This window comes from Microbacterium psychrotolerans, from assembly GCF_031085295.1.
Lineage (GTDB): Bacteria > Actinomycetota > Actinomycetes > Actinomycetales > Microbacteriaceae > Microbacterium > Microbacterium psychrotolerans.
Genome location: NZ_JAVFWO010000003.1, coordinates 231869 through 252585 on the forward strand (window position 1 = coordinate 231869; position 20717 = coordinate 252585).

Below are 20717 nucleotides of genomic sequence, written 5' to 3' on the forward strand. Positions count from 1 at the left end.
GGCCGACGCCTACGCGGTCTCGTTCTCGTTGACGGCGCGCCCGGATCGGCGCGAGGGCGGGCCGGCGCCCACGAGCTCGCCGACCTCGGCATCGAGCGCGATGCCGGTGGGGTCGGATGCGGCGACGCCGGGGGCGGCATCCGTTCCGCTCGCCGGCTCTTCTGCCGCGTCGCCGGCCGCCTTCGTGCGTGCGGCCTTGCGCCGGGCGGAGCGCGAGCGCAGTCCGGCGATGATGAACACCAGCACCACGAAGGCCAGGAACACGCCCACGAAAGTGACGACGACGGGGATCGCCGGGTTCGAGGAGTCGCCCTCGACGGCGTCGCTCGCGCCGAGCGGCTCGATGAGCACACGCAACTCGGGTGCGATCTCCTGCGCGTCCTGCTGGGCGACGACGTAGGCCGTGAAGGCGGTTGCGGCAGCGCGCGAGATCTCCTCGGCGCGCGCGGCGGTCCCGGCGGTGCCGACGGCCTCCAGCACGGGCAGGTCGTAGCGACCGGGGAAGCGTTCGTCTCCGGTGGGCTGCGTCGTGCGTCGCAGCGCCGTGATCGACTCGGTGTCGGGGTCGAGCGGACCGATCTCGGCTTCGACCGTGTCCTGGATCATGTCGCTCGACAGGATGTACGCGTACACGAGCGCGGTCGAGGCCATGTCGATGACCTGCGGGTCGGACGTCCCCTGCTCGATGGGGACACCCGGCACCTGCGACTGGTAGAGCCGGTCGGATTCGCTGGTGAGCAGCATCGTCGTGGCGGCCGTCCACGTCTGCTGCGCGCGCGAGACGACCTGCCCTTCGACGATCGCGAAGCCGGCGAAGAACGCGGCCACGGCGGCGACGAGCGCACCGAATGCCAGCACCCACTTGTAGTTCCAGAGGACTTGCAGATACTTCGGAGTCTCCATGAGACACCCTCTCTCCGTGTGCTTCCGGACGTAGACCGTCCGAACCCCCAGCACGCCATCGGGCCGTCCACGTCGCGCACCGGGTCCCAGATGTGGTGTCGCGACAAGACTTGCTCTGCCATAGTCGCCCCGCATTGTTAACGGCGCCCTGTGCGTTTGTTGCACGGGTGTAAAGACTGGGCGACATTCGCCAGCCCGGGTTGTGTCCGTCTTGACGGCTCCCACAGAGTGGTCAGCGAGAGCCCGGCACGGCTCCGATGGAGGCGGGCCGCATCCTGGGGGAGGTGGCGTTCTGGCAGTCCTGTACAGCTTCCCGTTTGCGCTCGGCGCGCCGGGCATCGGCTTCACCGCTTGGAACCAGGCGAACGAACTGGTGCGCGCCGGAGTCGACGTCCACATCGTCGTCGCGTCGGTCGAGAAGCCGATCGAAGGTGCGGCATCCGTGCGTACGACCCTCACCGTGCGCGGCCGGCGCGTGCCGCATCGCGCGATCGGCCGCGACCGCGCGATGCGCATCCACGACGCCGTCACCGCGAGGCTCGTCGGCCGGCTGCTCGACGGGAGCGCGGACGACGTCGTGCACGCATGGCCGCTCGCGTCGGCCCGCACGCTGCGAGCCGCGCGGCGGCGCGGCATCCCGGGTGTGCGCGAAGTGCCCAACACCCACACGGCGCACGCGTACGAGGTCGTGGCGCGTGAGTATGCGGCGCTCGGCCTCGAGCCCCCGCGCGGGGGCAGTCATACCGGCGACGCGAGACGACTGGCGACCGAAGAGAGCGAGTACGCTGCCGCGGTCGGGCTGCTGGTGCCGAGCGAGGCCGTCGCGGGATCCTTCCTGGATCGCGGATTCGAGAACGACCGGCTGCTGCGGCACCGCTACGGCTGCACGGTGACCGCGCCACCTGCCCGCGGCGACGGCGGCAGGCCGTTCACCGCGGTGTTCCTCGGCCGCGGGTCTCCCCGCAAGGGCCTGCATACCGCGCTGCAGGCGTGGACCGCGTCGCGGGCGGCCGCCGGCGGTCGCTTCCTCGTGTACGGCCTCCTCGACGATGACTACGCGGCGTTCCTGGCGCCGCTGCTCGCACACCCGAGCGTCGAGGTGCGCGGCGTCACGCCCGAGCCGATGAGCGTGCTGGCTGCGGCGGATGTGCTGCTGCTCCCGACGGTGGAGGAGGGCAGCGCCCTCGTCACCTACGAGGCGCAGGTGGCCGGGTGCGTGCCACTCGTCTCGACCGCCGCGGGCGCGGTGATCGACGAGGGCGTGACCGGGCTGACGCACCGCGTCGGCGACCTCGACGCTCTGACGGAGCAGCTCGACCTGCTGGCTGCGCGACCCGAGATGCTCGCCCGGATGTCGCGCGCCGCGATGGCGCGTGCGGACGAGCTGAGCTGGGCGGCGGCGATCCAGGCGACCCTCGCGGCGTACCGCGAGGCAGCGCGCCTGATGGGGAGGTCGTCGCATGCCGCGGCCTGAAGATGTGACCCTGGCGATCTGCACGCGCGAACGGCCCGAGATGCTGACAGCGGCGCTCGCCTCGTTCACGGCGGTCACTCCGCCGGGAGTGCAGATCCTCGTCGTCGATTCGGCGTCGACGACGGCCGCGACCTGGAGCGTGGCGGAGGCGGCGGGCGTCGACTACGTGCGCAGCGATATCAAGGGGCTGTCGATCGCCCGCAACCTGGCGCTGGCGACGAGTCGGCGCCCGATCATCGTGTTCACCGACGACGACTGCGCCGCCGTCGACGGCTGGATGGCGCCGATCCTCGAGGGCTTCGAGGCGCCCGCCGTCGGAGCGGTGACGGGCCGGATGCTGGACCACACGCTCGTCGGCACGCAGCCGTCTCCGCCGCCCCGGCGCTTCACCCGCACGATCGAGGGCATCGACGCCGGACACGGCGCGATCATGGCGTTCCGGCGCGAGCGGCTCGTCGCGCTGGGGGGCTTCGATCCCGTGCTGGGCGCGGGGCGCCGGCTCGCCGGCGCGGAGGACCTCGACATGTTCTGCCGCATCCTCGATGACGGCGCGCACATCGTCTACGACCCCTCCTGCGTCGTGCACCACGTGCACACCCGCGCGGACGACGCCTACACCGTGCTGCACCACGGGTACGGGCTGGGGCTCGGGGCGCTCACGGCGAAGTGGGTGCGCCTGCGCGCGGTCGTCGGGGTGCGGCTGTTCGCCGTGGCGACCAAGCGCACGCTGTCGCGCGCGGTGCGCAATCGGCGGGAACCCCGGCGACGCGATGCCGACCTCGCACTGTTCCGCGGATTCCTCGGGGGCTTCTTCATCGCCGTGCGCTTCGCGCTCGACGGGCGCGTGTTCGTCGACGGCGACCCGCCGGCCCCGATCTCGCTCGGGGTCGCGACACGCAGAGGAGGCGACGACTCATGAGCGCGCACACCGATCTCCCACGCCGGGCCGAGCTGATCAGCTCGCTCGACGAGAAGTACGTGTCGAATGCGGTCACGTTCGCGGCGATGCACGCGGCGGGCACGATGATCGTCGACGGCGCTCCGCTGCGCGGACCCGACGGCGCACTGGATCGCGCCGCGATCCGCCGGCGGGTCGAGCGGCTGAGCTGGTTCGCGCCGGCGATGCGGCAGCGCCTGGTGCCGACCCCGCTGCGTCTCACGACGCCGGCGTGGGTGCCGGTGACGAGTCTCGACCTCGACTATCACGTGCGGTTCGCCGACCGCGTCGAGCCCGACGACCCGGCCCGCGTGGAGCGGTTCACGGGGCGGCTGAGCCCGACCATGGATCCGACGCGCCCGCTGTGGGACTTCGAGTTCGTCGAGCTGGACTCCGGGCGCGTGGCGATCGTCATGCGCTACCACCATGTGGTCGGCGATGCGATGTACGGTCTGCGGATCGGCGACGTGATCGCCGGCACTGCGGCGATGACCGAGCCGCCCGAGCCGGGGGAGCAGCAGTACCTCGAACTCGGCATCCCGCCCCGCAACGGTGTCGAGGTGCTCGCCCTTGCGTTCGCGCAGTGGCGCTCGCGGCAACCCGGTGTGCGGCAGGCGTGGCGGGCGTACTGGCGCAAGTCGTTCCGCATGCGGCTGCGCCGGTGGGGCGGGCGCCTGCTGCGCCCGGTCAAGAACGCGCGCATCGCGCGGACGGGGCTGCTCGCCGACGTGCGCGAAGGACGCCGCTCCGCCTACGAGGCGGTCGACCTCGCGGCGGCCACCCGCCGCGCGTACAAGCTCGGCGGCACGGTGAACGACCTGGTCACGGCGGCGACACTCGTCGCGATGGCGCGCCAGCGACCCGACGCCGAGACCTTGTCGATCCTCGTGCCGATCTCGCGGCGCGGAGCGGGCGACGGCGTGGTGCGCAACGACATCAGCGTCGTCAAGGTGGTGGTGGCGGCATCCGCCCCACTTGATCAGATCGTGCCCAGCGTGCGTGCTCAGGTGCAGGCCGCGGTGGATTCCGGCGGCTCGGTGGTCGAGGGTGCCGAGGACTGGGTGGGCTATGCCACCTCTGTGACATGGGGGCGCGACGACCGGTTCTTCGGCACCGCCCCCGTCGAGACGGTGACCGGCTGGCCGGCGGGCGATCCGCGCGACGAGGTGGCGTGCCTGGCGTGCTCGTATCGTCGCGAGCTCGTGGTCAGCGTCACCGCGCGCTCGTCGGTCGACCTGCCCGCGCTGATGGCGGTCTACCGCGAGCTGCTGGCGCCGGCGCCGGTCGCCGCCGGCGTGCCGAACGGCGCCCCGAACGGCGCTTCGGCCGGCGTGGGCCCGGCCGCGGGGATGTCGTGATGAGCCGGCTCCGGAGCGCGCTCGCGTCGGTGTTCGACCCGCGCACGCTGGTGCACGGCCTGCGCCTGGCGCACTTCCACGGCTACTCGTTCGTGCGGCAGGTGCCGCTGATCCGGATGGGGCCGGGGGTGTCGATGGCGCCGAACGTCTCGTTCCGCAACGGGGAGCGCATCTCGATCGGCGCCGGCACGCACATCGGGGAGTTCAGCCTGATCTGGGCGGGCAACCAGACCGGCCGGATCGACATCGGCGAGAAGTGCCTGTTCGCCCCGCACGTGATGGTGACGGCGTCGAACTACGGCGTCGAGCGCGGGCCGGTGCCGATCATGGATCAGCCGAAGATCGAGAGCGATGTCGTGATCGGCGCGGGCTCGTGGCTCGGCGCGAACGTGGTGGTGCTGGCGGGCGTGACGATCGGCGAGGGCGCCGTCGTCGCCGCGGGGGCAGTGGTGACGAAGGACGTTCCGGCGTTCTCGATCGTCGGAGGGGTTCCGGCGCGCGTCATCGGCGAGAGGCCATCCGGCCAGAAAGTGGGGATGAGCAGTGGGGAAGCTCAGCAGTAGCGCCAGGTCTTCGGCGCACGGGAGGAAGCACTCGGCACGGACGATGCGGTTCGCGGGGCTGGCGGTGGGGACCGCCGTCGTGGCGTCGCTCATCGGCGGCGGGGTGGCGTCGGCATCGTTCGCCGCCGGCGAGACGGCGGGCGTGTACACCGTCAGCTTCAGATCGACGAACGGGCTGGATGCCGCGCTCACGGGCATCGCGGCAGAGCCCGACGCCGTCTACGACAGTGTCGTGAAGGGCTTCACGGGATACCTCACGGCCGACGAGGTCGCGCTGCTGCGGGTCTCGCCGACAGTGCGGGGGATCTCGCCGAACAAGGTGGTGACGGGCGCCGCGCAGACGGTGACGCCGGCGGTGGGAACGGTGGAGGCAGATCTCCCGCCGACGAGCGTCACGTCGGCGGCAGCGTGGGACGGCCCCGGGCTCGCCATCATCGACTCGGGCGTGAGCGTGCACTCGGATCTCAACGTCGCCCGCCAGATCAACTGCTTCGGCAGCGGCGACGGCACCGACGCGAACGGGCACGGCACGGGAGTCGCCGGCGCCGCGGCGGCGATCAACAACAGCGTGGGGCTGGTCGGCATCGCACCGGGTGCGCCCATCACATCGGTACGCGTGCTCGACAGCAAGATGCAGGGGACGCTCGCGACCCTCATGTGCGGCCTCGAGTGGGTGATGGACAACCACGAGCGCTACGACATCGCCGTGATGAACATGAGCATGCAGTTCGGGCAGGCGGACGACGGCAACTGCGGCTACACCAACGGCGATGTCATCCACCAGGCGATCTGCGCGCTCGTCGACGATGGCGTGGTCGTGGTCGCGGCGGCGGGCAACTCGACGCGCGACCTGGCGCAGTACTCGCCGGGCAACTTCGACGAGGTGATCACCGTCACGAATGTCGCCGACTACGACGGCAAGTCGGGCTCGCGCGCCGCGAAGCTGTGCACCGAGTCGTCGGCTCCGGTCGACGACACAGTCAACCCGAAGAGCAACTGGGCGGTGAGTGCGGCCGATCGCGCGCACACGATCGCGGCTCCGGGCACGTGCCCGTACACGACGAAGAAGGGCAACCGGTACGGCTACATCGCGTCGGGCACGAGCATGTCGGCGGCGGTCATGTCGGGCGTGGTGCTGGCGTGCTTCGAAGAGGGCTCGTGCGACGGTCGTACGCCGCGGGAGGTGTTCGAGATCCTCGAGGCGCAGGCACAGGCGGCCGCGACCACGCGCGGCAAGCGCTACGCCGGCGACCCGCTCAGCCCGATCTCCGGGCGGTACTCCGGCTGGCTGGCGTCGACTGTGCCGACGGGCATCACCCCAACTCCCACTCCAACCCCGACCCCGACGCCGACCCCGACCCCGACGCCGACCCCGACGCCGACGGCGACGCCCACGCCGACTCCCACGCCGACCCCTGACACGCAGGCGCCCAATGCGACGATCACCGCGCCCGCGGCAGGATCGACCGTCTCGGGCACCGTCACGGTGCGGGTGGTCGCCACCGACAACGTGGCGGTCACCGGGGTGACGCTGTGGTCCGGTGCGACCAAGCTCGGCACGCTGACGAAGCAGTCCGACGGCTCGTGGGGCGGCACGCTGTCGTCGCGCAGCTACCCGAACGCGACCTATCCCGTGCATGCGCGGGCGGTGGATGCCGCCGGCAACACAGGGTACAGCCCGACGATCTCGCTGACGCTGCTCAACTGACCGGGGCCCGCGGGTGCGGCGCGTTCGACTCGCTCGTTCCTCGCTCCCTCAACGATCGGAGGAAGGGGCAACGTCGGGCCGGCGTCAGCGGTTCTGCTCGAGCTGCTTCTTCGCGATCTCGGCGTCGAGCACATCGCCGGGAGTCGCGGCGTCTTCCAGCAGCACATCCTCGTACGCCACGGCCGAGGCTTCCGGCGCGGCTGCGCGGTCCTTCGGCTTGCGCATCTGCTTCACGAAGCCCATGATCTGGGCCACGTCGCGCCGGTAGGCGGGGATCAGCAGCAGGGGCGCCAGCACGAGCGCGCCCGCGGCGCCCCCGACGATGATCTCGAAGATCGGGACGAGGTCGACGGCCCGCGTCGCGGCGAAAGCCGAGCCGAAGGCGAGCAACGCGAACAGCAGTGGCCGCAGCACGGGGTAGACGATGTCGCTGCCGCGCACGAAGGTGCCGCGGATGGCGAACGCGAAGCCGGGGATCAGCAGCAGTGCCGACAGGATGCCGTAGGTCAGGGCGAGCCCGTAGATCCCGCCCCACCAGATCCCGACGAAGAATCCGACGACCACGAGCGGCCGCGCGACGAGGTCGTAGAGGAGCTGCTGGTGGGAGCGGCCCATGGTGATGAACAGCCAGCCGCGCACTTTGCCGATGCCCTGCGCGATGCCCGCGATGGCGAGGATGCTGAACAGCACACCTGCCTGTTCCCAGCCGGGGCCGAGCAGGATCGCGAAGAGGGGCTCCGAAACCGTCGCGAGGATCGCGTAGGTGGGCAGCGTGAGATAGCCGATCACGAGCAGGGCGCCGCGGATGTAGCGGCGGTAGCGGTCGCCGTCATCCTGCAGCTTGCTGAGCACGGGCAGGGCGACCCGCCCGATCGGCCCGTTGAGCTGCTGCAGCGGCATGAGGAAGAGCGCATACGCGCGCGAGTACTGGCCGAGCACGGCGGGTCCGAGCTGCTGGCCGATGATCACGGTGTCGGCGTTGCGTTCGACGTAGTTGAGCAGCTCGGCGCCGAAGATGCTCCCGCCGCGCGTGACGAGGGGCAGCACGTCACGGTGGATGCGCGGCCAGCCGGGCCGGGGGTGCATCGCGAGCCACAGCATCACGAGCCGAACGACCAGCCCGGTGCCGACCATGAGGATGAGCGCCCAGTATCCCCACCCGAGCAGGCCCGCGGTGATCGCTGCCGCGACGCCGCCCACCATCGAGACCACGTCTATGCGGGCCAGCAGCGCGAACTTCAGCTCGCGGGTCGCGCGGGCCTGCAGCGGCATGGTGAGCCCGTTGACGATGAGGCTCGGCGCGATCACGAGCGTGATGAGCACGAGCTGGGGCTCGCCGTAGAGATTCGCGATGAGTGGCGCGCACGCCGCGAGGATGCCGCCCAGCACCACGCCCAGGCCCAGTGCGAGCCAGAAGAGGCTCCGCCAGGCGCGCTCCGAGATCTCGCGCGCCTGGATGATCGCACCGGTGAGGCCGAAGTCGCGGACGAGGTCGATGATTCCCGAGATCGCCGTGACCATCGCGACCAGACCGAAGTCCTCGGGGCTCAACAGGCGGCCGAGCAGCACGATCGCGGCCATCTGGATGAGGGTCTTTCCCCACATCCCGCCCATGGTCACGACGATGCCGCGCGACGCGCGGTGAGCGAGGTCGGTCATTTCCAGATCGACTTCAGGTACGCGTCGGTGGGACTGGGCACCAGGGCGTCGAACTGGCTGGTGCCCCACGAAGCCATCGAGCTGTCGTAGGTCCAGCGGCCCGACGCGACAGGGTTGCGGGTGGTCGCCTCGGCGTACGAGACCTTGGTGTTCGAGACGCCGCCCCACTTGCTGCGGTACATGGAGCCGAAGATGTACGAGTCCTTGGCGTACAGCTGGAAGTCCTCGCCGATCCCGTTGATGGCCTGCGCGAGCTGCGGAGTGTCGGCATCGGCGGGCTTGGGGTAGCGGGCATTGATCGCGGTGGCCTGCGATGTGATGATGCTGTGGTCCAGCACGAGGAACGGCGTGCCCTTGTTCGGGTCGTCGCTGCGCATGCCACCGATCTGCAGGGCGCAGTTGAGCGAGCCGAAGAAGGTCGTGTCGCGCACAGTGAGCCCGCGGTACCAGCCCGACCCGTACATCTGGATCGTGTCGACGTGGTCGGTGGCGCCCGTGGGGCGGAACACCGGTGCCGAGTAGCATCCGTCCCACACGCTGTCGATGAGCACGCAGTCGGCGCCGGCGGCGTAGCCGAGCGGGTCCGAGATGTCGGACTTCGCGTTGCTCATGACGATCTCGTAGGCGCCGCACTCGCGCGTGGTCGCCCCGTATGACGACGCCATGCTGAGGCCGTCCGACATGGTCGACTGCGCCCAGGCGCTGCGCGTGCAGTTGGTCAGCAGCACGTCGACGCCGTTGATGCGGGCGAAGGTGACGCCGTAGACCTCGCGCAGGCGCGCCGGTTCGGTGATGACGACCGAGCCCCAGCCGTCGCGCGGCGAGACGAGCACGTTCTTGCTCCACTGGGCGCTGCCCAGACCCTGCAGCACCGCCTTCGATCCCGACGACGCGCCCAAGCCGGGAAGGGTGCCCGGACGCACCTTGATGTGCACACCCGCGGCAGCCTTCGATGCGGTGACCGCCAGCAGCGCCGTGCGGATGGCCGCCCAGGTGCAGTCGACCTCGACCGTCGTGACGGCGTCGCCGATCCAGGGCGTGTGGGCGGGCCAGTGGGTGCCGTTGGGTCCGAACGAGCGAATCACCGCGGGGCGAGCAGTGCCCACGATGGCCGCGGGCGCGGCGGTCGGAACGGAGGATGCGGAGGGGACGGATGCCGTCGCCGACGGCGACGCCGCGGTCTGGGCGGGTGCGCACATTGCGGTGGCCGCCGCGGGGGCGGCGACGGCGAGCAGCCGGACGAAGGACCGGCGGCTGATCGGGTCGGTGTTCATCGTGAGGGCCTTCCGTCGGAGGTGGACAGCGATCCGGAGGACGAAGCGGTGCTCACCCGGCGGGCGGGCCACGCGAACAGCAGGTCGAGAGCGGGCAGCAGGCGCAGCAGTCGCACCATGACGACGCCCGCGCCGAGCCCGAACGCGAAGCCGACGGCGAGGGCGATCCAGGCGTTCCCCGTGAGGGCGCCGAGGGCGACGCCGGCGCTCGTCGGCCACCAGTGCACGATGTAGTACACCAGCGAGTCGCGCCCGACGGCGCGCAGGGGTCGCAGCATCCGTGCCGATCCGATGCGGCGCGCGATCACGATCGCGATGCCGATGCCGCCGGCGGCGAACGGCGCCGACACGGCGGTGTACCGCAGACCGACGCCCACCGCCGCCGCGGCGACGGTGGCGAGGGCGAGCGCCGTGCAGGCCCAGATGACCCAGCGGCGCGCGAGGGTGCGCTCGAGGGCGCCGACGTGCTGCGAGAACCAGACGCCGATCATGAAGAACACCAGCAGCAGGAAGAATCGCCGGGCGCCGAAGTCGGGCACGAGCGCGGCGGCCACGAGCGCGCCGCCGGCGATCCAGAGCGGCGGCACACGGGGTGTGACGAGCGCGACCATATAGAAGAGGAACAGGTCGTACAGGAACCACAGGTGCTCGACCGGGTCGTACAGCGGCAGCAGCAGGTCCCAGGCGGTGACGACGTGCGCGGTGACGCCGCCGACGATCCCTTCACGGATGCCGAACGTGTACAGCAGCGCGAGCGCGATGACCGACCACACGAGGTACGGGTACAGCACGCGGCGCACCTTGCCGGTGACGTAGGCACGCGGGCCGCGGGCGAGCGAGGCGCTGACGAGCAGTCCCGAGAGGAACACCATCAGCGGCATGCGCACGGGGGAGAACGCCGTGTTCAGCACCCACGCGACCTCGGGTGCGCCGAGAGGGGAGGAGCTCGCGAAGAGCACGGCGTGGTTGAACACCACGAGGATGATCGACGTCCCGCGGAGGACGTCCATCCATTCGATGCGCGACTTCTCGACCGCTGCCATCAGTCTCCGAGCTTCGGCGTGCTCAGGTTCTCCGTCGCCGGCTCAGCGCGATGCCGCCGGTGATGGCCGCCACGGCGGCGAGGGTCGCGGCGACGGTCCAGCCGACGGCGGCGCCGGTGGCTGCAAGGGCGTCGTCGGCAGCGGCTGACGCAGGGGTCGTGGCTGCCGACGGCACAGGCGTCGCCGTCTGGGTCGGTGTGGGAGTCGCCGTAGCGGTTGCCGTCGGGGTGGGTGTCGGCGTCGCCGTCTGGGTGGGCGTGGGCGTGGGGGTCGGCGTGGGAGTCGGCGTCGGCGTGATTGCGCAGCCGATGACGGTGACGAGCGGGCTCGGATGCGTGACGATCCCGGTGGTCCACGACGGCTCGGCGTCGTCACGGGCGGCGTACCCGTAAGCAATCGCGGACGCGTCGTCGAGGTCGTCGCAGGTGTACCCGGTCACGGTCGCGTCGTAGTTGCGCACCTCGCCCGGTTCGTAGCGGCTCGGCCCCCAGGTGTACACCTCGCCGCCGGGAGCGGTGACGCGCGCGGCGCCCCACGCGGTGACGGACGACAGGTTGCGCGTGTACACCGAGATGTCCACCTCGCCCGGCGTCGTGAAGTCGATCACCACGCTCGCCTCGCCGATGATCCCGCTGCTCTCGGCCGACGCTGCGTGGACGGCGGCGAGTGCGCCTCCGCCGAGGCCGAGGGTGATCGCGGTTGCCAGGATTGTGACTCGTCTGCCTCTGTACATTGTGCTCCCCAAGCCCAAAGAGAACGCCCGGGGCCGTTCCCTTCCGGCTCCGGGCGGCAGTGCCCCATCTAGGTGCCACGCTACGGCGATCCGGCCGGCGGGGGGTTACTGTCGCGTTTCGTCTCGGTTAAGCCCCGTGTTCAGGAGTTTGGGGTGCCGAGGTGTCGCCGTAGTAGTGGCGCACGGATTCCCGCGAGTCGATGACGAGGAGCGCGTAGAGCGTGACGGCCGCGGTGGCGGCGACCGCGACGAGCGCGAGGGTGACGGTGACGATGACTCGGATCACGGTGGGGGCGAGGCTCCGGGACGAATGGGCGAGGTGGGAGTGCCCATCAAGCTTAGGCTTCTTGCCGATGGTTCCGCGGCGCCGTGTGGGTACGAACGGGACGCCATTTATGAAGGACGGATGCTGCGCCAATCACGTCAGCGCCACGCTCGCGGTGGCGTCGCACGGCGTCTGGGTGCGCGACGCCGACCGGCGTCGCGCGCGTGAGAATGAGAAGGTGAGTTTTCTTCCCGCCGACCTGTACGCGACGATCGAGGCATCGATCCCTATCGCATGTGTGGATTTCGTCCCGATTCGTCGCAGCGATCACGGTCTCGAGGTCGGGTTGATTCTCCGCGAATCGCCCTTCGGCCAGGTGTGGTGCCACCTCGGCGGTCGCGTTCTCCACGGCGAAACCCTCCGCCAGGCCATCGACCGCCATGCGGTGGACACACTAGGAATACCGGCGATTGTCGATCACGACCCTCAGCCCGACTTTGTTTACCAGTGGTTCCCGCCGGCCGTGGCTCCGCACGACGGCACCGCCCACGGCAAAGACCCGCGTAAGCACGCGATCGGGCTGTCGTTCCTTGTCGAGATCGACGGTGAGCCAGTCCCACGCAATGAGGCTCTCGATTTTCGCTATGTCGTGGCCGGCGCGCTTCCCGATCGGATCTGGCCAGGGTCGGCGGAACTGATCGCAGAACTCACTCGCCGATCTCGGTGAGGTAGTCGCCCACCCACCAGTCCGAGATCTGCGACATTCGTCGCCCGGCCATGACGTGCGCCGGGTCGGTGCGAAATCTCTCGAACGCTACCTGGTTCTCGAATGTCGCATCTTCGACGATCACACGACCTTTTCGTTCGTCGAGTGAGCGCCGGATGATCCACGACACCACGCCCGGATGATGCGCGAACTGATCGAGCTCCTCAACCGTGCGGTCGAGGAGCTCGATGTCGACATCATCGTGCACGCGGAAGAGCACGATATGACGGAACGTCATCGGTTACTCGCGGATGGTGTCGACGTGGTCACGGTACCAAGCGACGGTGCGGTCGAGGCCGTCTTCGAGGCCGATCTTCGCTGTCCAGCCGGCGTCGGCGAGCTTGGACACGTCGAGAAGCTTCTGCGGGGTCCCGTCGGGCTTGCTTGTGTCCCATTCAGTCTCGCCCTCGAAGCCGACGACGCCGGCGATGGTCTCGGCGATCTCGCGGATCGTGACGTCACTACCGGTGCCGACATTGACCTGCTCCGGTCCGTCGTAGTGCTCGAGCAGGTGCAGCACAGCGTCGGCCATGTCGTCCGAATGAAGGAACTCCCGCCGCGGGGTGCCGGTGCCCCAGTTCGTCACTGACTCCGCGCTCGACTTCGCCGCCTCGTCATACCGGCGGATCAGCGCGGGCAGCACATGCGAGCCCTCGGGGGAGAAGTTGTCGTTCGGTCCGTACAGGTTCGTCGGCATCGCAGAGATCCACGGCAGCCCGTACTGGCGGCGCACCGCCTGGACATTAAGAATGCCGGCGATCTTGGCGATCGCGTACGCGTCGTTTGTCGGTTCCAGGTGCCCGGTGAGCAGCGAATCCTCACGGATTGGCTGCTCCGCGAACTTCGGGTAGATGCACGACGATCCCAGGAACGCGACCCGCTCGACCTCGTTCGCGACCGCCGCGTCCAGGACGTTGGACTGGATGCGGAGATTGTCGCTGAGGAAATCCACGGGATAGGTGCTGTTCGCCAGGATCCCACCGACCTTCGCTGCCGCCAGCACCAGATACTTCGGCTTGATCTCACGGAGGTAGTCGAAGACCGCGTCGCGGTCCTTCAGATCCAGTTCCGCCGACGTCTTGCCGACGATGTTGGTGAAACCGGCGCTCTCGAGTCGGCGCACGATCGCCGAACCGACCAGCCCGCGATGCCCGGCGACGTAGAACGTCGCATCCCGATCCAGCTCGGCCGGGGTGTACTGGACGCCGTCGATCGCCGTGCTCACCGCAGCGCCAGCGAGGGCTCGGTCGTCCAGGAGGCGAGGTCGACTGCGTCGATCCATTCCGGACCCTCTTCCAACGCCGTCACGTCGGCGTCCACCATCAGCTTCGCGAGTTCCTTTCCATCGATCGTCGGGGTCCATCCGAGCTTCTCGCCCGCCTTCGTCGGGTCCCCGATGAGGGCGTCGACCTCGGTCGGGCGCAGGTAGCGCTCGTCGAACTTGACGAACTCCTGCCAGTCCAGGCCGACGTGCCCGAACGACGTGTCGAGGAAGTCACGGATCGTGTAGCCGACGCCCGTGGCGAGCACGAAGTCCTCCGGCTCGTCGACCTGCAGCATCCGCCACATACCTTCGACGTACTCCGCGGCGTAGCCCCAGTCCCGGATGGAGTCGATGTTGCCTAGATAGAGGTCCTTCTGAACCCCGGCCTTGATTCGAGCGACCGCGCGTGTGATCTTGCGCGTCACGAACGTCTCGCCACGTCGAGGGGATTCGTGATTGAAGAGAATGCCGTTGACCGCGAACAGGTTGTAAGCCTCGCGATAGTTCTTGGTGATCCAGTAGCTGTAGAGCTTGGCTGCCGCATACGGCGAGCGCGGATAGAACGGTGTGGTCTCCGACTGCGGCGGCGGCGTCGCGCCATACAACTCCGACGTCGATGCCTGATAGAACTTCGTGTCGATGCCCGACAGCCGCACCGCCTCCAACAGGCGGATCGTGCCGGTGCCAGTCGTGTCGGCCGTGTGCTCCGGCTCATCGAACGACACCCGCACATGCGACTGCGCCGCCAGGTTGTACACCTCATCCGGTTTGATCTCAGCCATCAACGTCACCAAGCGCGCGCCGTCGCTCAGGTCGCCGTAGTGGAGGAACAGCTTCGCCTTCGGGTCATGCGGGTCCACATACAGGTGATCGATCCGGTGGGTATTGAAGGTGGAGGCACGACGGATCAGCCCGTGAACCTCGTAACCCTTGGACAGCAAGAGCTCTGCAAGGTAGGAGCCGTCCTGGCCGGTGATACCGGTGATAAGCGCACGCTTAGGCAAAGTGAGACTTCCTCTCGTAGGTTTTCATTGATTGAAGTGAGGCTCCCGACGTTGAACGCAGCGGGCGCCAAAGAGCAGAGGCAATAGTGACCGCGAGCAAGTATCCAGGTACTGAGTACATGAACGTGTTCTCCGCGATGGCATTCACGAGCATGCCGCCAAGCATTGCGATCCCCAGCGTCGCGAGGGCGCCCGCCGCCTCCCCCGTCCGTGCGACCCGGCGAAGCGCGCGAAGCGTCGCGACAATGAGGATTGCGATCACCACAATGCCTAGCAGCCCCAGTTCGACGATCGCGCGCACATATTCGTTATGAGGCGGATAACCGTTCAGCAGTGCTCCGCCCGCGGCCGCGCCGTAGCCAACGCCAAAAATTGGGGACTGCTCCCAGTAGGTAAGTACATCCTGCCATCGGCCAATCCGCCATTCGAGCGAATTGCGCTCTCCGGACGCTCCTGACAAGTCGAGACTCACGAACTCGGATACCCGCTCGGCACCGAGAGGCGAGAGAAGGAATCCGATGACGCCAGCCGCTGCCAGAACTGGCACCCCGATTCGAACGTTCCTCGCAACGCGGGGAGACAGCAGGATGTAAGCGCAGAGCATCGCGGCAAGGGCTACGATGCCTCCCACGCTTCCCGTGCTCAATAGCGCGACAAACAGCACGGCTGCGACTACCAAGTCGAGGCGCCGGCGTCCCAGCTCGAAGTATGCGATCACCGACGCGGAGATAGCCATGCAATAAAGCAGTGCGGCCGAGTTTGGATGCGCCATGGTGCCCGTGGCTCGGAGTACTCCGTCAACAACCAACCCGCCACCCGTCGCGAATTGAATCAAAGAAAAGACCGCTGATGTAAGCGCTGTCAATTGGATGACTGTTACGACCGCGCGCGGGCCTGGACGACTCCGGAGGTTCGCGACAATCACGAAGACAGCGATCACAGACATCAGGCGGATGTACTCGCTTATCGCATCGGCGTCGAAGAGCAGCGCTGATTGGCTAGACACGAAAAGCACCCCACCCAGAGCGAGCACCGGGATGAATCCCCGCCATCCACGGATGCCCGAGGCAATCCCCAGCCCGAGAATCAAGATCCCGAGTACGCCGCTTAGCGGATTTCCCGCGACCTGTAGGTTGAAGGGGCCGTCAAACGCGGCACGCGCCAGGATAAGGCAGGCAAGGAGGCCAAAAACGGGGAGGTCCCGCAGGAGGAGCAGGCCGAGAAGGAGAACAGGAGCGATGAACAGTAGTAGTTCAGCCGGCATTAGCGGACAATCGCGTCGATTTGGTTCAGCAGTCGGGGGACAGCAATTGGTGCCGCCCGGCTTGAAATAGCCAGGTCGGGGGCAATCTCCGTCCGATAGTGCTCGGTGACCGCTGATGCGAGCGCATCAACGTCTGCTGGCGCTGTCGCGCCGCGCGACGAGTCTGTCAATAGGTCATCCTGGTCGCTAGCCGTTGTGGCAACGACCTTGGTGCCGCAAGCGAGCGCCTCAATAAGAGCTGTCGGCGACCCCTCGTAGTGCGATGTCATGAGCAGCAGAGCCGACTGTTGCAGCTCGTTGGCCACTCCCTCCCTGCTTAGGGCGCCGACGAGAGATACCCGGTCGGACAAACCCTGCCGCTCAATTGCTCGTTCGACGTTCGGGCGAAGGGAGCCATCGCCAATCATCGAGAGATGTGCGTCGAAGCCACGATCGCGTAGGGCAGCCGCGACGTCAATCGCCAGCAGCGGGTTCTTCTGTTCTTCCAGCCTCCCGACCCACACGATCCCGTTTTTCTCTATGGATTGAGTAGCGCCCATTGGACGGAAAACTGCGGGATCGTACCATGTGCGGGCAGATACGCATCGGCCCGGTGCGAGCACTGTCAGTCGCTCCGCCTCGCGGCGGTTGAATACGACCAGAGCCCTCACGCCCCGGACCGCTGCCCGTTCCAGCGCGTGGTAGAGGGGGCCGGCAAATCGCCAGACGGAGTCGGAGTTGTCCCCGGTCAAGCTCGCAGCAGCGTTGTGGATGAACTGCACGGGGGCCCCGAACCCGAACAACCAGGCTGCCTGACCCGTTTCGAGGCGATGTGTGTGCACCTCTGCTCCGAGAAGCGCACTCCGGATCGCTACGCGATGGCTGAAGAGCCCCGCAATGAAGCGGATCGAATGGGGCACGAGCTTTCGCCGGGCCCGCCGATCAAAGCGAGCGACGGGAAGAAACTGGATTGCCCTGTCGCCTACGCTGACTCGCCTCCAGACACCGACGGGAATATCGGAGGCTGTGATGCCTACAACTGAGACCTCACGGTCAGGAGCGAACTGAATGACGTCATTGACGATCGTATCGATACCTGATGGGACGAGGTCTTGCGGGTCGAGGTGCTCGATCACAACGATGGGCGCGCTCACAGGGCAGTGCCTCCGGCGGAATCATGAACGACGGGCTGGCGTCCAGATCTCAGCCCCGCCTTGATGCGGTTTGCCGCAACGTCGGGGCGGGCACGGCGAAGTTCCCATGCGTCGCCATCCAAGCCAAGAGTGATCGCAAGCTGGTTGTAGCTCGCCCTGAGTACTTCATCCTTCTCGAACCTGACTAGCCACTCAGCGCTTCGCGTGACCTGATTAGGGTGCATACGGTACGCGATTCCAGGGATCGCCGACGAAGACAATCGGTGCCCCGACGAGAGAAGGCGCAGCCAGAGATCGTAATCCTCCGCGACCGACTGCCGATACCCGCCTGCGCCCGTCAGGACGCGGGTTCTGCCGAGCATCGAACTGTGCGGGACGGGATTAGAACTCAGCATCAACCACGGCATTCGGTCGGGAGATATCCGTCGCTGAAGATACGGTCGGTAGTGTCTCAGGTTGCTTCCGAAGTTGATACGGGAGGTGAACGTTACATCGACCCGGGAGGTGGTGAGTTCATGCACTTGTCGGCGGAAACGCCCCGGTAGTACCAGATCGTCGCCGTCCATTCGTGCGACCAGATCGGTCGTCGTCTCAGATAGGAGCGCGTTCAGCGCGACAGCTACACCCACTCGGGTTTGGCCGCGAATGAGGCGCACGCGGCGATCGCGCGACATGATGCGCTTGAGTTTGTCCACCGTGTCATCAGAACTGGCGTCGTCATAGACCAGCACGACACCCTCCCGGTCAAGCGAGAGCAGAGTCGTCCTGACTGCCGCCTCAATGGTCTTGCCGGAGTCTGCCACAGGCATGATGACGGTCACCTGGCCGGGCATGACTACTGATCCTTCCGAACGATACGTGCGGGGTTCCCCACCGCGATCGCTCCTGGGGGAATGTCGATGAGCACCACGCTTCCCGCACCAACAGTTGCGCGCTCGCCGACCGTAACCCCCCCGAGGATCACTACGTTCGCGCCGATATCGGCGCCTTCACACAGTCTTGGCGCGGGGCCACCAGAACGGCGTACCCCAATTGTGGTGTTCTGTCGTAGCTGTACATTGTTCTCGATATGCGCGTTGTCGCTTATAACGAGCCCGACCGGATGATGCACGATGGGGTTGCCGTCGATCCGCGTAGATGTCGGAATGTCCATACCTAGGACGTACAATGCGAATGATCGGTACGAAACCGACGCGATAACTCCCAGCATCTTCATCGCCGGGTTGGGCGAGTTTCTGCAATGTCGTGCAAACCGCTTGATTCGAAGAGCGAGCGTCGGAGCATTCATCCTGTCTGAACCATCTCTAGATCGGCGGAAATGGAATCCCACATCCGCCGGTTTGCTTCTCGGTAGCCGTCGGCGCCAGCCGAGATCGTCGCGCGGTCCATCGAAAGCGCCGTGTCGAGTGCCGCAAACTGTGAGCCGCGAGGGGAGTAGGGATCGACGAGTGTGCTTGCGCACCCGTGCTCCTCGAGAAGCCAGCGATATTTGTGGCTCCATCCGTGTGCGACGACGGGGACATCCTGTGAGAGCGCGCTCGCCAACGCGTGGTAGCGCCCCGAGACGAGGATCCCCGATCGCCCGATTATCCACTTGAGCTCGAGACCGTTGAAGCCGCCCACCACGGGAAAGTCCACTTCGTCAACTCGTTCGCGGACTTCATGAAGAAGCCTCGTGTCACGAGCGCCTTCGTGACTCAGGCCATACGGGGCGAACCCGCGGCGGTGTAGTTCCACCGCGAGATCAGCGAGATTCTGAATGTACTGATCCCGAGCGGCCACGCTCTGCGCTCGCTCGGCAATGTTCCAGTTCGGAACTAATGGCGCGTTCCCAGCCTCGGCCCAAGAAGGAACTGGTTCCGCGCCTTTCACCCCGCCGGTGAAGTCCGGCGACTGTCGGAGCCTGTCCAGGGCGGACGCGGGTGCGACGTCAACGATCGCCCGGTATGAGTCTGGATCCCGCGCGAACACCAGTCGTGACGTGCCAAGGATGCTCACTGCGACCGAGCGAGTCTCTTCGAAAGGGCCAAGCGCTTGCGGCAGCACATAGACGGGGATGTTTAGATCCGCAAATCGACGGTAGCGGAGCACTGACGAATTGAGATCGAGCGAAGTCCAAGCATCCCCGTACCTGTACCCCGATGCATCAAGCACGGCGGTGAGTTGGCGCGGGTGTATCCACTGCGTCGCCGTGCTCATCGCGGGCCCAATGCCGGGAAGCCCGGCCACGCGCTCCAGTCGGACGGGGACGAACGTCCTCGCTCCGACGGCTTCGCGTTCTTCCGCAGTCCCGACACGATAATCCAGTACAGGAACCGCTCCAAGCCGCTCTCGGACTTCCTGCATTGCGGCGCGCATCATTAGGAACGCGCCCTGATTTGTAAACTCCACCCCAGTGATGAGGACAAATCTATTCTTGCTCATTTCGCTCCCTCAAGATTGCGGAACTGACGCGCCTCAGTCACCGATTGCTTCCCTGAGTACGGCGCCAATGATCCTTCGAGCGGATGGCCGTACGCGATCAGCATCACCACCTTCTCGGCGGCGGATAGCTGCAGAAGCCTGCGCATTTTCAGTTCGCGCTCAGGGATATCGGGCCAGTTGATGATGCAAGACGCAATACCCTGGCTCTCCAGGCCTAGGACGAACGACATCGCGGCAAGGGAAGAGTCGATGTAGATGAGGTGCCTATCCCGCTCGTCGAAGAACGCGTTCAAGAGTCCAACTACCACTACCAGGCCCTTTATTTGGTGCGAGTACCCGCGGGTACCCATAGCGAGGTCGGCGACTCGACGCACGTCGCTAGGTTCGTCGAAGATTTCAAAGCGGTACGGCGAACGGTTGCACGCGGTGGGCGATTCCAAGGCAATACCAACTGCCCGGTCGACTGCCCGCCGGTCGACCGGTTCATCGCTAAACCAGCGCACCGACCGGCGGCCGTTGGCGATACGGCTGAGGACTTCGATATCGCCCGGATGGTTGGGGGTCGAGGCAGGTTGCGGACCACGTGCACGACTAGTGGGTGCGGCCGTTTCCAGAGAAATGAAGACGCGATGCGCCTCACGAATCTGTGGTGAGTCGGAGTTCCTGGTGGCAGCGAAATACTCTGTCAGAACGCTTATGACCCATTCCGCTTCTTCGGCCTCAAGGAAGCGCAAACCGAACTCTGCCGCACTCAATGTCTCCGTGATGTAGTCCGCCGCGAATGTCTCTCGCCGCGGGCGCATTGTGAGACCCTTCTCAATCATGTGGATATTCCGCCGTAGTAGGTAGCGTCGGCGGTCATCCCTAGAGAACGCGGCGTGCCCCGCTCGGACCGCACGATGCTCCCGCACCATCGCGCTCGAGATGAGCGTGACCTGTCGACGC

21 protein-coding genes are annotated in these 20717 nt (G+C 67.2%); 6 read left to right on the forward strand and 15 right to left on the reverse strand.

Annotation, left to right across the window (positions count from 1 at the left end; translation table 11 throughout):
* Positions 1 to 9: 9 nt before the first annotated feature.
* Positions 10 to 903: a hypothetical protein gene (locus tag Q9R08_RS10210; RefSeq protein WP_308867894.1), complete on the reverse strand. Its 894-nt coding sequence runs from the start codon at positions 901 to 903 to the stop codon at positions 10 to 12.
* Between the two features lie 202 nt (positions 904 to 1105).
* On the opposite strand from Q9R08_RS10210, the gene Q9R08_RS10215 reads away from it, so the two are divergent.
* The 5 genes from Q9R08_RS10215 to Q9R08_RS10235 are packed head-to-tail and all read left to right on the forward strand — an operon-like array spanning position 1106 to position 6943.
* Entirely contained in the window at positions 1106 to 2377 is a 1272-nt protein-coding gene (locus Q9R08_RS10215) for a glycosyltransferase family 4 protein (RefSeq protein WP_308867895.1), read from the forward strand.
* Positions 2364 to 3296 (forward strand): glycosyltransferase family 2 protein, encoded by a 933-nt coding sequence (locus Q9R08_RS10220; RefSeq protein ID WP_308867896.1) that lies wholly within the window; start codon positions 2364 to 2366, stop codon positions 3294 to 3296. The genes Q9R08_RS10215 and Q9R08_RS10220 overlap by 14 nt, the downstream gene beginning before the upstream one ends.
* A complete protein-coding gene (locus Q9R08_RS10225) occupies positions 3293 to 4672 on the forward strand; it encodes a wax ester/triacylglycerol synthase domain-containing protein (RefSeq protein ID WP_308867897.1) in 1380 nt (459 codons plus the stop codon). Before Q9R08_RS10220 ends, Q9R08_RS10225 begins: the two co-directional genes overlap by 4 nt.
* Positions 4672 to 5235: an acyltransferase gene (locus Q9R08_RS10230; protein WP_308867898.1), complete on the forward strand. Its 564-nt coding sequence runs from the start codon at positions 4672 to 4674 to the stop codon at positions 5233 to 5235. Before Q9R08_RS10225 ends, Q9R08_RS10230 begins: the two co-directional genes overlap by 1 nt.
* 43 nt (positions 5236 to 5278) lie before the next feature.
* Positions 5279 to 6943, forward strand: a complete 1665-nt coding sequence (locus Q9R08_RS10235; protein WP_308867899.1) for a S8 family serine peptidase — start codon at positions 5279 to 5281, stop codon at positions 6941 to 6943.
* An 84-nt stretch (positions 6944 to 7027) separates the two neighbouring features.
* On the opposite strand, the gene Q9R08_RS10240 is transcribed toward Q9R08_RS10235, so the two are convergent.
* The 5 genes from Q9R08_RS10240 to Q9R08_RS10260 all read right to left on the reverse strand — a co-directional run bounded on the left by Q9R08_RS10240 (position 7028) and on the right by Q9R08_RS10260 (position 11938).
* Positions 7028 to 8602: a lipopolysaccharide biosynthesis protein gene (locus Q9R08_RS10240; RefSeq protein WP_308867900.1), complete on the reverse strand. Its 1575-nt coding sequence runs from the start codon at positions 8600 to 8602 to the stop codon at positions 7028 to 7030.
* Positions 8599 to 9876: a hypothetical protein gene (locus tag Q9R08_RS10245; RefSeq protein ID WP_308867901.1), complete on the reverse strand. Its 1278-nt coding sequence runs from the start codon at positions 9874 to 9876 to the stop codon at positions 8599 to 8601. The genes Q9R08_RS10240 and Q9R08_RS10245 overlap by 4 nt, the downstream gene beginning before the upstream one ends.
* A complete protein-coding gene (locus tag Q9R08_RS10250) occupies positions 9873 to 10919 on the reverse strand; it encodes an acyltransferase family protein (protein WP_308867902.1) in 1047 nt (348 codons plus the stop codon). Before Q9R08_RS10250 ends, Q9R08_RS10245 begins: the two co-directional genes overlap by 4 nt.
* Before the next feature lie 22 nt (positions 10920 to 10941).
* Positions 10942 to 11652, reverse strand: a complete 711-nt coding sequence (locus Q9R08_RS10255; protein ID WP_308867903.1) for a hypothetical protein — start codon at positions 11650 to 11652, stop codon at positions 10942 to 10944.
* A 127-nt stretch (positions 11653 to 11779) separates the two neighbouring features.
* Positions 11780 to 11938: a hypothetical protein gene (locus Q9R08_RS10260; RefSeq protein ID WP_308867904.1), complete on the reverse strand. Its 159-nt coding sequence runs from the start codon at positions 11936 to 11938 to the stop codon at positions 11780 to 11782.
* Positions 11939 to 12005: 67 nt separating this feature from the next.
* On the opposite strand from Q9R08_RS10260, the gene Q9R08_RS10265 reads away from it, so the two are divergent.
* On the forward strand, positions 12006 to 12644 hold the full coding sequence (locus Q9R08_RS10265; RefSeq protein ID WP_308867905.1) for a DUF4916 domain-containing protein: 639 nt from the start codon (positions 12006 to 12008) through the stop codon (positions 12642 to 12644).
* Here the strand turns inward: Q9R08_RS10265 and Q9R08_RS10270 are convergent.
* The 9 genes from Q9R08_RS10270 to Q9R08_RS10310 form a co-directional block, all read right to left on the reverse strand.
* Positions 12625 to 12921 carry a Dabb family protein gene (locus Q9R08_RS10270; RefSeq protein WP_308867906.1) on the reverse strand — a complete coding sequence of 99 codons (297 nt, stop codon included), beginning with the start codon at positions 12919 to 12921 and terminating at the stop codon, positions 12625 to 12627. The two genes, Q9R08_RS10265 and Q9R08_RS10270, sit on opposite strands and share 20 nt — an antisense overlap.
* A gap of 3 nt (positions 12922 to 12924) precedes the next feature.
* Positions 12925 to 13908 (reverse strand): GDP-L-fucose synthase family protein, encoded by a 984-nt coding sequence (locus Q9R08_RS10275; protein WP_308867907.1) that lies wholly within the window; start codon positions 13906 to 13908, stop codon positions 12925 to 12927.
* The gene (gene gmd / locus Q9R08_RS10280; RefSeq protein ID WP_308867908.1) at positions 13905 to 14951 is read right to left on the reverse strand and encodes a GDP-mannose 4,6-dehydratase; all 1047 of its coding nucleotides are present in this window, start codon (positions 14949 to 14951) and stop codon (positions 13905 to 13907) included. Before gmd ends, Q9R08_RS10275 begins: the two co-directional genes overlap by 4 nt.
* Complete coding sequence (locus Q9R08_RS10285; RefSeq protein WP_308867909.1) at positions 14944 to 16215, reverse strand: O-antigen ligase family protein; 1272 nt, start codon at positions 16213 to 16215, stop codon at positions 14944 to 14946. Before Q9R08_RS10285 ends, gmd begins: the two co-directional genes overlap by 8 nt.
* A complete protein-coding gene (locus tag Q9R08_RS10290; RefSeq protein WP_308867910.1) occupies positions 16215 to 17348 on the reverse strand; it encodes a glycosyltransferase in 1134 nt (377 codons plus the stop codon). Before Q9R08_RS10290 ends, Q9R08_RS10285 begins: the two co-directional genes overlap by 1 nt.
* Positions 17345 to 18181 (reverse strand): glycosyltransferase family 2 protein, encoded by an 837-nt coding sequence (locus Q9R08_RS10295; RefSeq protein ID WP_308867911.1) that lies wholly within the window; start codon positions 18179 to 18181, stop codon positions 17345 to 17347. Before Q9R08_RS10295 ends, Q9R08_RS10290 begins: the two co-directional genes overlap by 4 nt.
* A gap of 2 nt (positions 18182 to 18183) precedes the next feature.
* Positions 18184 to 18501, reverse strand: coding sequence for a serine O-acetyltransferase (locus Q9R08_RS10300; RefSeq protein WP_308867912.1), 318 nt, complete (start codon positions 18499 to 18501; stop codon positions 18184 to 18186).
* Positions 18502 to 18632: 131 nt separating this feature from the next.
* Positions 18633 to 19772: a polysaccharide pyruvyl transferase family protein gene (locus Q9R08_RS10305; protein WP_308867913.1), complete on the reverse strand. Its 1140-nt coding sequence runs from the start codon at positions 19770 to 19772 to the stop codon at positions 18633 to 18635.
* Positions 19769 to 20596 carry a nitroreductase family protein gene (locus Q9R08_RS10310; RefSeq protein WP_308867914.1) on the reverse strand — a complete coding sequence of 276 codons (828 nt, stop codon included), beginning with the start codon at positions 20594 to 20596 and terminating at the stop codon, positions 19769 to 19771. Before Q9R08_RS10310 ends, Q9R08_RS10305 begins: the two co-directional genes overlap by 4 nt.
* Positions 20597 to 20717: the final 121 nt, after the last annotated feature.

What these genes read in the sequence shown, in the direction of transcription:
- Q9R08_RS10210 (WP_308867894.1), bottom strand. Translation starts at nt 903, where the DNA reads ATGGAGACTCCGAAGTATCTGCAAGTCCTCTGGAACTACAAGTGGGTG.
- Q9R08_RS10220 (WP_308867896.1), top strand. Translation starts at nt 2,364, where the DNA reads ATGCCGCGGCCTGAAGATGTGACCCTGGCGATCTGCACGCGCGAACGG.
- Q9R08_RS10225 (WP_308867897.1), top strand. Translation starts at nt 3,293, where the DNA reads ATGAGCGCGCACACCGATCTCCCACGCCGGGCCGAGCTGATCAGCTCG.
- Q9R08_RS10230 (WP_308867898.1), top strand. Translation starts at nt 4,672, where the DNA reads ATGAGCCGGCTCCGGAGCGCGCTCGCGTCGGTGTTCGACCCGCGCACG.
- Q9R08_RS10235 (WP_308867899.1), top strand. Translation starts at nt 5,279, where the DNA reads ATGCGGTTCGCGGGGCTGGCGGTGGGGACCGCCGTCGTGGCGTCGCTC.
- Q9R08_RS10240 (WP_308867900.1), bottom strand. Translation starts at nt 8,602, where the DNA reads ATGACCGACCTCGCTCACCGCGCGTCGCGCGGCATCGTCGTGACCATG.
- Q9R08_RS10245 (WP_308867901.1), bottom strand. Translation starts at nt 9,876, where the DNA reads ATGAACACCGACCCGATCAGCCGCCGGTCCTTCGTCCGGCTGCTCGCC.
- Q9R08_RS10250 (WP_308867902.1), bottom strand. Translation starts at nt 10,919, where the DNA reads ATGGCAGCGGTCGAGAAGTCGCGCATCGAATGGATGGACGTCCTCCGC.
- Q9R08_RS10255 (WP_308867903.1), bottom strand. Translation starts at nt 11,652, where the DNA reads ATGTACAGAGGCAGACGAGTCACAATCCTGGCAACCGCGATCACCCTC.
- Q9R08_RS10265 (WP_308867905.1), top strand. Translation starts at nt 12,006, where the DNA reads ATGGTTCCGCGGCGCCGTGTGGGTACGAACGGGACGCCATTTATGAAG.
- Q9R08_RS10270 (WP_308867906.1), bottom strand. Translation starts at nt 12,921, where the DNA reads ATGACGTTCCGTCATATCGTGCTCTTCCGCGTGCACGATGATGTCGAC.
- Q9R08_RS10285 (WP_308867909.1), bottom strand. Translation starts at nt 16,215, where the DNA reads ATGCCGGCTGAACTACTACTGTTCATCGCTCCTGTTCTCCTTCTCGGC.
- Q9R08_RS10295 (WP_308867911.1), bottom strand. Translation starts at nt 18,181, where the DNA reads ATGCCCGGCCAGGTGACCGTCATCATGCCTGTGGCAGACTCCGGCAAG.
- Q9R08_RS10300 (WP_308867912.1), bottom strand. Translation starts at nt 18,501, where the DNA reads ATGGACATTCCGACATCTACGCGGATCGACGGCAACCCCATCGTGCAT.
- Q9R08_RS10305 (WP_308867913.1), bottom strand. Translation starts at nt 19,772, where the DNA reads ATGAGCAAGAATAGATTTGTCCTCATCACTGGGGTGGAGTTTACAAAT.
- Q9R08_RS10310 (WP_308867914.1), bottom strand. Translation starts at nt 20,596, where the DNA reads ATGATTGAGAAGGGTCTCACAATGCGCCCGCGGCGAGAGACATTCGCG.